Origin of the sequence: Microcoleus sp. K4-B3 (assembly GCF_036704615.1) — a bacterium.
GTDB lineage: Bacteria > Cyanobacteriota > Cyanobacteriia > Cyanobacteriales > Microcoleaceae > Microcoleus.
Genome location: NZ_JAUBSF010000047.1, coordinates 35,729 through 48,883 on the forward strand (window position 1 = coordinate 35,729; position 13,155 = coordinate 48,883).

Genomic DNA, 13,155 nt, shown 5'->3' on the forward strand with positions numbered 1-13,155 from the left:
GTGCGGGCGATCGACTTTCTCGATCGCGCACACTTTTTATCGAAAACCAACCTGAGAAAATTGCGATTCAAAAAAATTTGAACTCAACAAACTCAGGGCGATCGCCCGCAAAGATCGCAACTCCTTTGGTTATTCTAAATCTCAGCGACAGCTCGTTCAATCAAACGGCGGGCGAGAGTTTGAACACCGGTGTGTTCGTAGTAGTTGGTAGTAATGTCGAGGAATGCGCCCACGTAGTCCACCTTATCAGCAGAAATGTCTACAAAATTCTGCAAGTGGCCGAGTACGTTTTGGGGAGTCAAACCTCGATCGCTCACAAAAGAGCTCATCCAGCCAGAAACCGAGTTAAAGCTTTCGCCAATAAAGCCGAGTTTGCCTGCAGGAGAACCTCCTGGAATCTGGTCGCCGATCGACTTAAAGGCCTGATTATCTTGCAAATCGTTCGGGGAGAGCTTTTGAATCCAAGACTGAGTTGCCATGATAAAGTCCGGGCCCAGGGGAATCAAACCGTCGAAACAAACCAAAGCAGCCATCCGCATCAGGGATTCGCCGCCGTAGTCGCCCAAAGCCCCGGCAAAATCGCCGATGCTGTCGCCCGGAAGGCCGTTAATTTGGCAAAAAGCGAGCAACTCAGTGACTAACTTCAGAGAAAGGTCGATCGTTTGAGCTTTTTCAGCCTTGGGAGTGATATTGCCGAGGAACGACAAAAACGAGACATTTTCCGCAACCTTATTAGCGAGGGCGGCACTGCCCAAAGCCTTGTCGGCACTGTCAATAGTTTGGTATAGCCAGAGAGCGCGTTGGTAGCCCTGAGACTTATCGTTGTAGAGGTAGATCGCCCGCTCGCCAATTTGCTGAATCTGATCTTCCTCAGTTTCGCCAGTAACGGTGCGAATGGTATTTTCAAAGCCAACTAAATTGTTCCACTCGCCGGGAACCACAAAGTCAAGCGCTCGCAGGGCTTTGACAGTCATGTTGTCTTGAGGCAGTTGATCGACTAATTCAAAGACTGTTTTGCTCACAAAAAACTCCTTTTGCTGGAACTGGAATCAAAGGTATTACTTTTGGCAGATGGCAAGAACTTCACAGTCTCATTTTGAGAGACTTAGTTCTAATAGCGCCAGACTGGAGTCGGGCGCGGAGTGTGACAAGAGACATTGCTACTTGACGCGAGCGAGGCCACCGAGGTTAAATTTTGACAGCCAAGCTTCGCGATCGCTAGCGGTAAAAGAGGGATCGCGGGATTGAACTTTCACCTGATAGCGATTTGCGACTAAAACAGCGGTGCCATTAGCACCCTGATTAACGGCGGGATAGCCGCTGATTTGCTTGGTACTTTGCTTAAATTTTGCACCTGCGCTGGGGTTGCCGGCGATGTCGTTAATCGAGAGCATCGCGACATTTTTACCGCCTTTGTTCAATTTAGCTTCAGAAAAACCGGATTTTTCTTGAGCAAAAACGCGATCGAATCCGCCACCGGAGGACGGGAAGTATTTATTTAATTGGCCGCCTGCAACTGCCTTTTTGGGCAGGTTTTGATTTTGAGCACTTGATTTATCAGCAGTTGTCTGCTGTGCTTTACCAGGTTTTTGGGTACTTTCCTGCTGGGCTTTGTCCCAGCGAGAGGGCGCCTGAGTTTGACCGCAAGCGGTGACTAACAAGAGTACCGAGATCAGGAATGGAGCTAAGATTTTGCGCGCGGAGGGAAATGGCATCGCTGTCTCCTCATAAGATAGTTTCCATAACAATTGTGGCTCAGGAATTCGCAATTTGTCGTGTACGAGCCGATGATTTGTGCCTGCGGGAAAAAAATCTTTGTAAAAAAATCCTCTGCCGTGTAGGCAGAGGATTTTTCGCGTTCGCGAATTTAGATGGAAGAAGATAGAAGGATTGCTCCACACAGTCAAGTCTGGGGGTTGGGGTAAAGAAACCAAATTTCCTAATTACCAGCAATCTCAAAACAAATTTTTCTGATTTTCCCTAGATTTATTTAGAGATTTCAGAGCATTTGTCTGTCTGTCTTCCAACTTAGGTCTTGCTCTGCGCGTAAAGCTCAGGCGTCGCTTTCAATGTGAATAAACAACAAACCCATTACCACAACTGGCATCAGCCAGCAAACTACCGGAATCATGATCCAAGGCAAAAAAGAAGCGGCGTATGAACCTGTCATATCAAATTCTCCCAGCTAAAGTTAGTGTGTTCCAACAGAGATATTTCCGAGTGGAGTCTAATTATTGACTAAACCCCGGAAAATGGCGTCAACGCCGTTAAAGTTTTCGAGTAAGAAATAGGCAGCAAAGACGCCGCTCATCCCGCCAATGAAGAAACCAGCGGTAAACTGGCTCCACCCTTCAGCATTTCTGAGGGAATCGGGAGTCATGGGATTAGCACTAGGGTAGCTGGTGTTGTCTTGCTTGAAAGACACCAAACCGTAGGCAGACATACCTGCTGTGCCGAGCAGAACTAAAACGAGGGCTGTAATTAATCCGCCGAGATTAGCTGCTTCTGGATAATCCCGCAGGGGCCCGAAGACGATTTCGGGGCCGACGAGGAAATAACCGTGGGCCAAACCGATTTCCAGACCTCGAACTAGGGGCGAGAGTCCTTTGCGGTAGGCGGGCAAGTTCCCAATGAATGCTTTTGTGAAATCAGAAGCACTGATAGGAGTTGCTAGATGACCCGTGAAGGGGTCACCGTTAAAGGGTTTAATAAGCTCTGCATCTCTGGGATCGGCCATATTCTGTTTGTCCTCGCAGTTTAAAAAGTTGAGGCGTTCAAGTCATATTTTACGCAGGGACGTGTTTCCTATTTACATAATTAAGGGCGAGCTTTAGAAAAGTTCACTATTCTTTAGTTTTCAGAAGAATTTTTCTTTTGCCTCTTATACCAGAAAGCGAGTCGATCGGGCGAGACTCCGAGGAAATAACCGATGATTACTATTTGATTGATGGCGGTGGTTTTGATGACCCCAAGCTGCTGCCAGCGGCGGGCAGATGTCAGCACTGGATGGGGTACTATTTCGATGCGGCCTTGTTTTTTCAACCGCCGCACGAATTCAAAGTCTTCCATGAGGGGCAAGTCGGGAAAACCGCCGATTTTGTCAAAGGTAGCTGCTTTGAGGAAAATGGCTTGATCGCCGTAGGGCATTTGCAGAAAGTTCGATCGCCAGTTTACCCCTGTTTCTACCAGACGCAGACAGAGCCTGCGGGCGTCAATCTTGAGTTGAAAGGCCCCCGCTACTGCGGACGGTTTAGCAAGTGCCTCACGCGCGCCAGAGTCGTACCCGCGAGGTAAATGAGTGTCGGCGTGGAGAAAGAGCAGGATGTCTCCAGTAGCTGCGGCTGCACCTGCATTCATTTGAACTGCGCGACCTGGGGCCGTGCAGATAACTCGGATGCCCAAAGATTTTGCTATATCTGCTGTACCGTCGCTGCTGCCGCCGTCGGCGACAATTATTTCGACATTTTTTGCGTCAAGGGCGGTGGAGATGACTGGGGCAATTGTAGGTGCTTCGTTTAAGACTGGAATTATAATAGAAATTTTGAGATTGCGATTTTCTGGCGGCATACTGAATTAAGCAGCCCGTGAGATAGAGGGCGGGTTTTGTACAAAGCTTATCTGTTATTTGCTAATTTTTTACGCCTGGCCAGCGCCTAGATTGGGCTTCGATCTGGGAGGGCGGGTTTTGTACAAAGCTTATCTGTTATTATTTGCTACTTTTTGGCTTTTTATCGCGCCTGGGAGTATTCTCCCAAGCGCTGTCTAACCGCTGCATTTGGTTAGACAAATACACTTAATATATTATGGCATTCTGGTTTCAGAATCGAGTAATTTTTTATAATTAACTAGGATAAATTATCACAGTTAATATAATTAAAATCGACTTTAGTTATTTCAATATATTAATATCTAAACCGAGGAGGTCTTCTGGTCGATCGATATCTGCAAGAGTGGGAAGATAAGCAATATTCAGGTCTAGCTTTTGGGCGATCGCCCGCGTACAAGCAAATACTTCGCTGGTTCCCCACTGAATGCCACCGAACAATTCCGGTATCGAGCGCCGCAGCCCGATCAGATAATAACCTCCGTCTTTGGCCGGACCCAAAACTAAATCGTGCTGGCTGAGTTCCTCAAAAGCTTGTGCCATGATTTCTGCTTTCAAACCAGGACAATCAGTGCCAATAATTGCAGTTTTCTCAACCCCTGAATTAAAAGACTTTTCAAATGCTGCTGTCATTCTTGCACCCAAATCGCCGTCTCTTTGATTTTGACAAATAATATCATTTCCCAACCACTCTTGCATCAGTTGTTGGCTGCCGCCGGCTCGGTGAATTTCTACGGATAATCGGCGGGATTTTTGGAGAGAGAGAGCGCAGGCGATCGTCCGTTGGGCCATCAAGCGGTGAAGGTTGGCAGCGCCTGTTTTTCCCAGCACCGGAATTAGTCGAGTTTTGGTTGTTCCCGGTTCGGGATAGCGAGTGAAAACAATCAGTTTTTCCGGCATCATTTATCGTTCATGAGTTTTAAAGGAACCTCAGAGGCGCAGAGGAACAGAAGAGAAAGAGTTTGACAACTGATTCACGGATTGCCGATCGATGTTTGTGGGTTAGGCAATGACTTAATTTAATCGCCGCGCCCAACCCAGCATACAATATATTTACTTAAAAATAGCGAGGGGTTAGCTCATTTCTAGCATTCGCTGGATGGGCTGCAAGGCTGCTAGTTGAATATCTAGGGGCATGGTAATTTCGGGGGTTTGATTCTTTAGGGAGAGATACAATTTTTCCAAGGTATTTAATCTCATGTGCGGGCATTCGTTGCAAGCGCAGTTATTATTGGTGGAAGGAGCGGGGATGAAGCGTTTGTGCGGAGCTTGCTTTTGCATTTGGTGAATGATTCCCGGTTCAGTCGCGACAATAAAAGCTTGGCTAGAACTGGACTGAGAATATTTGAGCAAGGCAGTGGTGGAGCCGATGTAATTGGCGTGGCGCAGCACGGGAGGTTCGCATTCTGGGTGAGCAATTATTTCGGCTTCGGGATTTTCGATTTTGAGTTGAACTATCTTTTTTTCTGAGAAGTTTTCGTGGACGATGCAAGCTCCTTGCCAAATCTCCATGTTTCTGCCTGTTTGTTCCATGACGTAGCGGCCGAGATTGCGATCTGGCCCAAAAATTATCGGCTGATTTTTGGGAATTTGGTTGACAATTTTAACAGCGTTAGAACTGGTGCAAATTATATCGCTCATTGCCTTAATTGCGGCGGTACAATTAATGTAGGAAATTACTAAATGTCCTGGTCGATCGGCTTTGAAAGCTGCAAAGGCTTCGGGAGGGCAACTGTCGGCGAGGGAACACCCAGCATTTAAGTCTGGCAGCAATACTAATTTGTCTGGATTGAGAATTTTTGCGGTTTCGGCCATGAAATGAACTCCGGCAAAAACTATGACATCGGCGCTGGTGTTGGCGGCTTTGCGGGCAAGTTCTAGGGAGTCGCCAATGAAGTCTGCGATGTCTTGAATATCGGAGTCTTGGTAATAGTGGGCGAGAATGACGGCGTTCAACTCTTGTTTGAGGGCGTTAATTGCAGCAAACAAGTCGTCGGGCAGTCGGGTTTGAGTAAAGTTCGGAGCAGGTGCGGTGGTAAACACAGTTAGAATATTCCGGTGAAGGTGGCGAAGACAGCTAAAGTGTATTTTGAATTATAGTTGAATTCACCAAAAAGTGCTGGCTGTTCAGTGGAGCCAATCTAAAATCTCAAATCTCAAATCCAAAATAGGCTGGGGGAGAGTGCAAAAATTGGTCGCTGTTTCTTATGCTGAGTAAGAAGGGGCTAGGGATCGATCGCACATGACAAATCACATGAATAAAGCTAAATCTATCAAAATTGCGGTGGTGGGGGACGTTCACGATCTGTGGGAACCTGAAGACGGCGAGGCCCTGAAGCATCTGGGCGTTGATTTGGTGCTGTTTGTGGGCGATTTTGGCAATGAGTCGGTGGAGGTGGTGCGGGCGATCGCCCAATTGGACATTGCGAAAGCAGCAGTTTTTGGGAACCACGACGCTTGGTACACTGCGACAGAGTGGGGCCGCAGTCAGTGTCCTTACGATCGCACTCAAGAAAATTGGGTAAAACAGCAGTTAGATTTAATGGGAGAAGCTCACGTCGGTTACGGGAAGCGTGATTTTCCCGAATTGGGCGTAACTGTGGTGGGAAGCCGCCCGTTTACTTGGGGGGGATCGGAGTGGAAGTACGGGGATTTTTACTCGGAGTGGTTTGGGGTAGAAAGTTTTGAGGAGTCGGCGCGGCGCATAGCAGCGGCTGCGGCGGATGCCGATTGCGAAAATGTGATTTTTTTGGGTCACACGGGTCCTACGGGGTTGGGAGAGGCTCCTGAAGACCCCTGCGGGCGAGATTGGAAGCCCCTGGGAGGGGATTGGGGCGACCCGGATTTTGCGGAGGCGATCGATCGAACTCGGAGTTCTGGGAAGCACATACCTCTGGTAACTTTTGGTCATATGCACCACAAACTGCGGCACACAAAGCAGGAGTTGCGGAAGTCGCTGGAGGTGAGTGCGGAAGGTACGGTGTATTTGAATGCGGCCAGCGTACCGCGAATTGTGGAGAGAGAGTGCTCGAAACTGCGCAATTTCTCGATCGTCCTGCTGGAAAATGGAGCAGTGTCGGAAGTGTCTCTGGTATGGGTAGGCGAAGATTTCGCGGTAGAAAGAGAACAAATTCTTTATCGGCGCACTGAATCTGCGGCTATTTGTAGTTAGAGACATTTGCTGGTATGATAAAATTTATGCGCCCGGAGAGGTGGCAGAGTGGTCGAATGCGCTCGACTTGAAATCGAGTGTGGCAGTGATGTCACCGTGGGTTCAAATCCCACCCTCTCCGTTTAATAATTCTCTTGTCAGTTAAGGGTTTCAGATTCTCTATTGCCTCAAGAGTTCCCTTTTCCGCTCATCTTTCGCTCACTCGTGGTATTTCCCCAAAAAAAACACCCCCGCAGGGGTGCTGTTGCTTACCAGGTAATTTTTCTAGTCAACTGACTCAACTAAACTCTTCCTCATCAGCCGGGTCGCCGTAGGGGTCTTCGCTGGCCGGACTCACGCTGCCGAACATTCCAGCATCCCCTTCGTTGTCAGCCGGGTCGCCGTAGGGGTCTTCGCTGGCCGGACTCACGTTGCCGAACTCTCCGTTGTCAGCCGGGTCGCCGTAGGGGTCTTCGCTGGCCGGACGCGCGTTGCCGAACTCTCCGGGATTTGAGGGATCTTCGTAATTGTCGTTAGGATCGACTTGCTCGCTGTCTGACCCGACGACCGCATCTTTTAACTTCCGGAAAAATCCATCTACCATGATAAAGTTCCTCTTTTTTATGTGTTGAAAAATGGGTGTTTTAGATTGGGAATCCCAGATTTAATTGAAAATCACGCAACCGGCAATCTAAAATCTCAAGTGGTGAGGCTACTGTGCTGGAATAGGACTTGTAGCTTCCGGCACGGTAGTAAGGTCTCGACCGGTAGTTTGGTTGTTGTACCCCTGGAATTCGCGGTAACGCGATGCCTCGGACTCCGGAACTGTAATTCCTTCAGGCGGGGGCGTTACCCAGTGAGCGCGATTCTGGGCATCGCGGTAGTAAACGCGACCGTTTTTGGAAAGGTAATATTTTCCCTGCGGCCCCTTTTCTTGCTTGTTTTGGTGCTGGCGGTAGAGGTAGTAAAGGGCTGCTGCTCCTACTAAAGTAATCCCTACTTTTTGAGCATTGCTCAATCCTTTTTTTGCTTGTGGCGAAGGACTCGGGCCGCGATTAGTTTGCACTCCTCCAGCGCGAGTGTCGTCAACAGGAGGCGGAGGAGCAGAACTTTGCTGGCTAGAACCGCAAGCACTCATAAACGGAAAGGTCAGCAGCGTTGTCAGCAGCAGAGCCATGAAGCGCGATCTTTTGGGTTCGGGTTTGATTGTGTTCATTGCCGCTCCGAATTGTCGGGATTATAGGTAGAGTGTGTTCTGGCGAGGTTGAGGAACCTGAGCTGCTGCCAACAGTTTTTAGGGTAAATTAATTTCTCAAAGCAATTGTGACAAAAAAAGTAGTTGCTGAGAACTTAACAGCGCAGCTACAGTATGGCGTTTATGGCGTTTCTATTTTAATTATCCTCAAGTCTCTCTAAAATTTCCTCTTTCCAGGGATATAAATAAAATTTCTTTTATTTCAGTCCGCAGGTATATGCCAATGCGCGCCTTCGGGTAATAATAAATTCCGTTTGTGGACTGCTCAAAGGAAAGTGAAGCAGACGGACGGGACGAGTCCGAAGCTCAAAGCAGCAATGGCGAGGGAAATGAGGCGGGATGTATAAGTCTGGCGGTGTTTAATTGCGCCGGACTTATTGACTCAGATGCAGACAATTTTGTTGTGGAAATTCTGGAGAGGTCGATCGCACTATTGTAGAAATCTATTAACCGCGATAGAAAGCCCCCGAAGCTTTTCGGATATTTATGAAATTAAAAAATTTATTTACTGCTGGATTGTCCATCGCAGTTGTATTTACTGCGGCAAAATATCTAACTTTTTCAAATCAACAAAGCCAAGTCAAGGAATTGCTGCAAACAAAACAGTGTCCCGAATGCAATTTCAGCAATGCCAACCTCAAAGGATTAGACTTGCAAGGAGTCAACTTGCAGGGAGCAAACCTAGAAGGTGCTAACTTATCAGGAGCAACATTGGCAAATGCCAACCTCAAAAATGCCAACTTAAATAGAGCCAACCTGACGGGAGCTGATTTGGGCTGTGCTGGTATCACTTTCAACCTTGAGGCTAATGAAAAAGAAGCAAATATGGATTTTAATGTCACGGCTGTTCCAGAACAGAATAACCCAGAAAATGCAGTAGTTGGTTTCAATATGAAAGCAACGGATCGAGGAGCGACAATGCGTTTCAACCTCATGGGATGCGCTGACTTCTCAAATGCTAGCTTGCAAGAAGCTAAAATGCCCGATGGCAAAATTCATCCTTAATTGCAGCCCATAAAGCAATCTGCTGTGTCATCATTTGTCAACTTCTTTTCATTCTTTCTGCACTCTCTTTTCTCTTTCTCTGTGTCCTCTGTGGCCTCTGTGGTTCATTAAAAAAAAACCGCCACCTGTCAGTCAGCCGGCGGTTTTTTTAAGCAACTAACTGCCGCCTAAAATTAGTGAGCAGAACCGTTACCGTGATACTTGTCAGTATCGTAGAATCCGTTTTTTGTACCGAAGAACAGACAGCAAACGGTGAAAACTGCTGTCAAGACTGCTAAAACTAACTTAACGTCCATAATTTACCTGCTGTGGTTGAGTGAGTGCAAATACTCAGATTGTAGAATCTTTTTGGCTGGCGCGGCCATCTACCAGCGTAGCGCCAGATTTGCTGGGATGTTCGCTGGTGCGGCAGTTTCCTGACGGCGAGACGATGCGGGGAATTATCGTGGAAACCGAAGCTTACGGCCCGGGAGACCCCGCTTGTCACGCTTACCGGCTGCGAACTCCTCGCAATGAGGTGATGTTCGGGCCTGCGGGTATGAGCTACGTTTACCTAATCTACGGGATGTATCACTGTTTTAACGTGGTGACGGATGCAGATGGAGTTGCTAGTGCTGTGCTGATTCGAGCTTTGCAGGTAGATGCGGTTCCCCAAGAATTCGCTGGACTTCCCGAGAAGAAGCGATCGCGCCTCGCCGCCGGGCCTGGGAAACTGTGTAAGGTACTGGAGATAGATCGAACTTTAAGCGGTTTTCCCTTGGGTGCAGGCCAACCGCTGCGGTTAGAACATCGGAGCGAGCACTTTCAGCAAGCTGTGGAGGAGGGTACAATAAATTTTGTGCAAACTACGCGGATCGGGATTTCTCAAGGAATTGATTTGCCTTGGCGGTGGTATGTAGGGAACTCTACGGCTGTGTCACAACTCTAGTAATGTCAAAGGTATCAGCGTAAATTTTGTAGCTTATCTTAGTGAAATTATGGCTTACTCTTCTGAAAATCCGATCGTACAACTCAAGAAATGCCTAACCCTGGTTCAGGATGTTAGCACTCACACCGAAGCCAACCGCGCCTTCGAGCAATTGTGCGGGATTATCGATGCTGAAAACCCAATGGCGGCGCAACTTTTGGAGATGCTGTGGGAAGAAGCAATTATGGCGAGGCGATCGGCTTTATTTTGGCAACAAATGAGCGATGTTGAGAAAGATATGGCTAATAGAATGATGGAAAATATGACGCAAATGCGGCAGAATTATTTGCGGCTGATGCAGGAAATGTAAGATTTTGGGAATGGGGAATTGGGCATCGGGCATGGGGAAATTGAGACTCAACTCTGACGGAGTGACAATCCCGTTCAGCTTGAGCATCTTTTCCCCTGTTTTTTCTAGCTGAGCGAGGAATCAAGGGGTAAAAATAGGTTGTCTTCGATGTGCGATCGGACTTCAGGTGAGACGTTACAACCACTGTTTAGGCATTCCATCAAAAATTTATTAGCCTGATAATACTGAACAAGCAATTTTTTTTGCGCTTCTGTGAACTGCCAATCCTGACCAATATTACGATAATAAATTATCACATCTCTTAAGTTTTTAGTCCACTCTAAACCATGATTTAGCCACCATTCCCTAAATACATCTCTATTTGAAACAGGTAAGTAATTTTTCAATTGTTCAATTGTTTCCTTAAACTCAGAATTAGTATTTTCTTTGAGGAGCTCGTCGAGAGTTCTAGTGATAGCATTGAGAATAAGATTAGGATTAATATTATTATTAATCGCTGTATTAGTAGCAATTGTTCTACTAATAGCAAGAGCACTTATATAGTCGATAGCAATATCTATGTCAGTTTTGGTGTTGATATCAATATCTAAGCCAGTGGCAATAGTGTTAGTGGTAGTAACCTCAATAAGGCTACCAATAGCGCTGCCAGCACAGTCTGGGTCACTGGCGATAGCAATAGCGCGAGCACGGGTAATGTAAAAAAGACGAACGGCTGCTGGTTTGTAAGAAACATTCACTGAATTCGATTTCTTACTTACCCACTTGAGAAATTCCTGGAGTTTTTTATCAGTAATTATGAGCATATCAACTTGTTGCTTCATTAGTTGCAATAAGCTATCTGCTGCGGACAACATCTCAAGAGCCTGCAAAAATATCTCTCGCCAACGTGATTCAGTTATGTGAAGGACAAGTTGCTGACAACCCTGTTGAGAGCTTAGCAATTCCTCGGCCGCTAAATATTCTTGAAAAGTTTGATGGGAAAAAGCATATATGTCCCCTCCTTTATTCACCAATAACCCCGATGAAACTTCAATGTCAGATAACTTAATGGGACAATGATCAATAGACCGCAAAACTTCCCCTTCTTCAAAAAAAGACTTACCATTTTCAAATGTAATAGCCGCTATTCCTCTTAAAGCTTTTCTCAACTCTTCTACATTTACCTGAGTACGGTAATTGAATTGATTCCATTTCTCTAGCAGCAGATTTATTCCTTGTTTGTAAATATCAACTTTTTTCGATGGTAAATCACGATTTTCTTGAAAAATTAAGCAAATCAGATGCAGCAAAAGTGGCGTATCAGCTAACTCTCGGATGCGTTTATTTTGTTGGTCTTTCAACTTTGTATCTAATTTATTTGCTAAAGCTTCTCTCTCTTGTGAAGTACCTACACGACTCTGAGAAAACCAATTATTAATAAATTCAGTTATTTGCGGTTCTTCAAAATTCGCAACTTTACATAAAAAAAACTTAAAAAGTTTGTTAGAGATATACGCCCGAGACTCTTTGCGACAACTAACTATAAATCGCTTGTCTACAAGCCGAGGAATTAAGCTATTAATTTTTTCGATTAATGTACCAACTTTTTCGTCGGAAACTTCGTCTAAACCATCGAGCAATAATAATATCCTGCCGCGATCGAGTAAATACTTAATTTCTTGTTCTGAAATATTACTACCGCAGTATTCTTTTTGAATATAGCGTAATATATCAATTTCATCTGGATGCTTGACATTTTCAGCCAAAGTTTTCAGACTGATAAAAACAGGTACTAACTTGGGGTTAAACTCGATTTCATCACAATGAAGCGCAATGTAATGTAGTAATGTAGTTTTACCTGCTCCCGGTTTACCCAAGACCATTAACTGGGGCTTTTCTAACACTACCTTTTTCCATGATTGCCGTTCCTGACTGAACCCACTCGAATCATAATCGTCGGATTCATTAAGCTCGGTCTGAACGTACATAGTGCTGAGCTTCCCCAGCCGCATAGGTCTATTAAATCGCGGGTTGAATGTGCATAAGTTTGCATACTCGTCTTGGATCGTTTCGTTGAAATGTGACCGTACCTTCTGCACCAGCGCCTCTATATCCTCTGAAGGAGAGGATGCGATCGCACAATCACTACTCAGAAACTCTGGACTCTCGAAAGCTGCTTTTGCTTCAATATCTGCTTGTGGTAATAGTAAATTTTCTGCTGGCAGCGACGAGTGCGATCGCACAGTAGGCTGAGTAATTATTTTAATTAATTCAGTTAAATCAACTCCTAATACACTCGCTATTTTTTGAAACGTTGTTGTTTTAGGTTCGGCAGTCTCTCCAGTTGCAATCTTACTAATCGAACCCCGGTCTAAACCAGTTTCTTTCACCAGCCTATACTGCGAGAAGCCTTTTTCTTTCAATAATTTTTTAAATGCGTCTCCCCCTGGCTTGTTTTTTTTACGTCTTGGCACTTCAGAATCCCCTCGCAATTTTGTTCAACTCTTGTTCAACCGTTGCACGTTCAACCAGTTGAACACTTACAACTTTGCAAACTTCAAACAGCAGATCACACTGGTGACATAAGCCAAATATCGAACTATCAAACAACCCATGAACACTTCATATATCCAAACAACACTCTTTGACCTAGAATCCTACTCAGTCAACCCTCAACCGGAATCTCATAACGCCACCACTAAACGGACTGCATCAATCACAGTTTATCTGACTCCAGTGGAGAAGGCACAACTAGAAAAATACGCCACCAGCGCAGGCAAAACTCTGAGCGACACGATGCGCGAAGTCATTAAGAGTAATCCAAGGAAAAAATGATCCAAAATCAGGGATACTAAGAGAATAATTAATGTGCAATCTGCTGTAT

General features: G+C 45.9%; 17 protein-coding genes and 1 tRNA gene. 7 read left to right on the forward strand and 11 right to left on the reverse strand.

Annotated elements, in window-relative coordinates; genetic code table 11:
• Positions 1-134: 134 nt before the first annotated feature.
• The 7 genes from QUA78_RS19405 to nadA all read right to left on the reverse strand — a co-directional run bounded on the left by QUA78_RS19405 (position 135) and on the right by nadA (position 5,647).
• Positions 135-1,022 (reverse strand): hypothetical protein, encoded by an 888-nt coding sequence (locus QUA78_RS19405; protein ID WP_333304035.1) that lies wholly within the window; start codon positions 1,020-1,022, stop codon positions 135-137.
• Positions 1,023-1,160: 138 nt separating this feature from the next.
• A complete protein-coding gene (locus tag QUA78_RS19410; protein WP_333304034.1) occupies positions 1,161-1,715 on the reverse strand; it encodes a hypothetical protein in 555 nt (184 codons plus the stop codon).
• Between the two features lie 338 nt (positions 1,716-2,053).
• Positions 2,054-2,170 carry a photosystem I reaction center subunit VIII gene (locus QUA78_RS19415; RefSeq protein ID WP_333304033.1) on the reverse strand — a complete coding sequence of 39 codons (117 nt, stop codon included), beginning with the start codon at positions 2,168-2,170 and terminating at the stop codon, positions 2,054-2,056.
• Positions 2,171-2,227: 57 nt separating this feature from the next.
• Entirely contained in the window at positions 2,228-2,737 is a 510-nt protein-coding gene (locus tag QUA78_RS19420; protein WP_333304032.1) for a photosystem I reaction center protein subunit XI, read from the reverse strand.
• 113 nt (positions 2,738-2,850) lie between these two features.
• Positions 2,851-3,567, reverse strand: a complete 717-nt coding sequence (locus tag QUA78_RS19425) for a TIGR04283 family arsenosugar biosynthesis glycosyltransferase (protein WP_333304031.1) — start codon at positions 3,565-3,567, stop codon at positions 2,851-2,853.
• Between the two features lie 322 nt (positions 3,568-3,889).
• Entirely contained in the window at positions 3,890-4,507 is a 618-nt protein-coding gene (locus QUA78_RS19430; protein WP_333304030.1) for a TIGR04282 family arsenosugar biosynthesis glycosyltransferase, read from the reverse strand.
• Between the two features lie 171 nt (positions 4,508-4,678).
• Positions 4,679-5,647: a quinolinate synthase NadA gene (gene nadA, locus QUA78_RS19435; RefSeq protein ID WP_172191045.1), complete on the reverse strand. Its 969-nt coding sequence runs from the start codon at positions 5,645-5,647 to the stop codon at positions 4,679-4,681.
• 211 nt (positions 5,648-5,858) lie between these two features.
• Here nadA and QUA78_RS19440 point away from each other — a divergent pair, with 211 nt between their 5' ends.
• Complete coding sequence (locus tag QUA78_RS19440) at positions 5,859-6,776, forward strand: TIGR04168 family protein (RefSeq protein WP_333304029.1); 918 nt, start codon at positions 5,859-5,861, stop codon at positions 6,774-6,776.
• Positions 6,777-6,810: 34 nt separating this feature from the next.
• Positions 6,811-6,897 (forward strand) — tRNA-Ser (locus QUA78_RS19445).
• Positions 6,898-7,053: 156 nt separating this feature from the next.
• Here QUA78_RS19445 and QUA78_RS19450 read toward each other — a convergent pair.
• Together QUA78_RS19450 and QUA78_RS19455 are read right to left on the reverse strand one after the other, a co-directional pair.
• Positions 7,054-7,359, reverse strand: a complete 306-nt coding sequence (locus QUA78_RS19450) for a translation initiation factor (RefSeq protein WP_333304028.1) — start codon at positions 7,357-7,359, stop codon at positions 7,054-7,056.
• 108 nt (positions 7,360-7,467) lie between these two features.
• Positions 7,468-7,971 (reverse strand): hypothetical protein, encoded by a 504-nt coding sequence (locus tag QUA78_RS19455; protein WP_333304027.1) that lies wholly within the window; start codon positions 7,969-7,971, stop codon positions 7,468-7,470.
• Positions 7,972-8,266: 295 nt separating this feature from the next.
• Here QUA78_RS19455 and QUA78_RS19460 point away from each other — a divergent pair, with 295 nt between their 5' ends.
• Together QUA78_RS19460 and QUA78_RS19465 are read left to right on the forward strand one after the other, a co-directional pair.
• Entirely contained in the window at positions 8,267-8,449 is a 183-nt protein-coding gene (locus QUA78_RS19460) for a hypothetical protein (RefSeq protein WP_333304026.1), read from the forward strand.
• Between the two features lie 47 nt (positions 8,450-8,496).
• Positions 8,497-9,015 carry a pentapeptide repeat-containing protein gene (locus QUA78_RS19465; protein WP_333304025.1) on the forward strand — a complete coding sequence of 173 codons (519 nt, stop codon included), beginning with the start codon at positions 8,497-8,499 and terminating at the stop codon, positions 9,013-9,015.
• Between the two features lie 173 nt (positions 9,016-9,188).
• Here QUA78_RS19465 and QUA78_RS19470 read toward each other — a convergent pair whose 3' ends face one another.
• The gene (locus QUA78_RS19470; protein ID WP_006633228.1) at positions 9,189-9,311 is read right to left on the reverse strand and encodes a hypothetical protein; all 123 of its coding nucleotides are present in this window, start codon (positions 9,309-9,311) and stop codon (positions 9,189-9,191) included.
• Positions 9,312-9,331: 20 nt separating this feature from the next.
• Here QUA78_RS19470 and QUA78_RS19475 point away from each other — a divergent pair, with 20 nt between their 5' ends.
• Positions 9,332-9,943: a DNA-3-methyladenine glycosylase gene (locus tag QUA78_RS19475; protein WP_333304024.1), complete on the forward strand. Its 612-nt coding sequence runs from the start codon at positions 9,332-9,334 to the stop codon at positions 9,941-9,943.
• 49 nt (positions 9,944-9,992) lie between these two features.
• Positions 9,993-10,292: a hypothetical protein gene (locus tag QUA78_RS19480; protein WP_333027404.1), complete on the forward strand. Its 300-nt coding sequence runs from the start codon at positions 9,993-9,995 to the stop codon at positions 10,290-10,292.
• 104 nt (positions 10,293-10,396) lie between these two features.
• On the opposite strand, the gene QUA78_RS19485 is transcribed toward QUA78_RS19480, so the two are convergent.
• On the reverse strand, positions 10,397-12,745 hold the full coding sequence (locus tag QUA78_RS19485) for an NACHT C-terminal helical domain 2-containing protein (RefSeq protein WP_333304023.1): 2,349 nt from the start codon (positions 12,743-12,745) through the stop codon (positions 10,397-10,399).
• 139 nt (positions 12,746-12,884) lie between these two features.
• Here QUA78_RS19485 and QUA78_RS19490 point away from each other — a divergent pair, with 139 nt between their 5' ends.
• The gene (locus QUA78_RS19490) at positions 12,885-13,106 is read left to right on the forward strand and encodes a plasmid mobilization protein (protein ID WP_333304022.1); all 222 of its coding nucleotides are present in this window, start codon (positions 12,885-12,887) and stop codon (positions 13,104-13,106) included.
• The last annotated feature ends 49 nt before the right edge of the window (positions 13,107-13,155 follow it).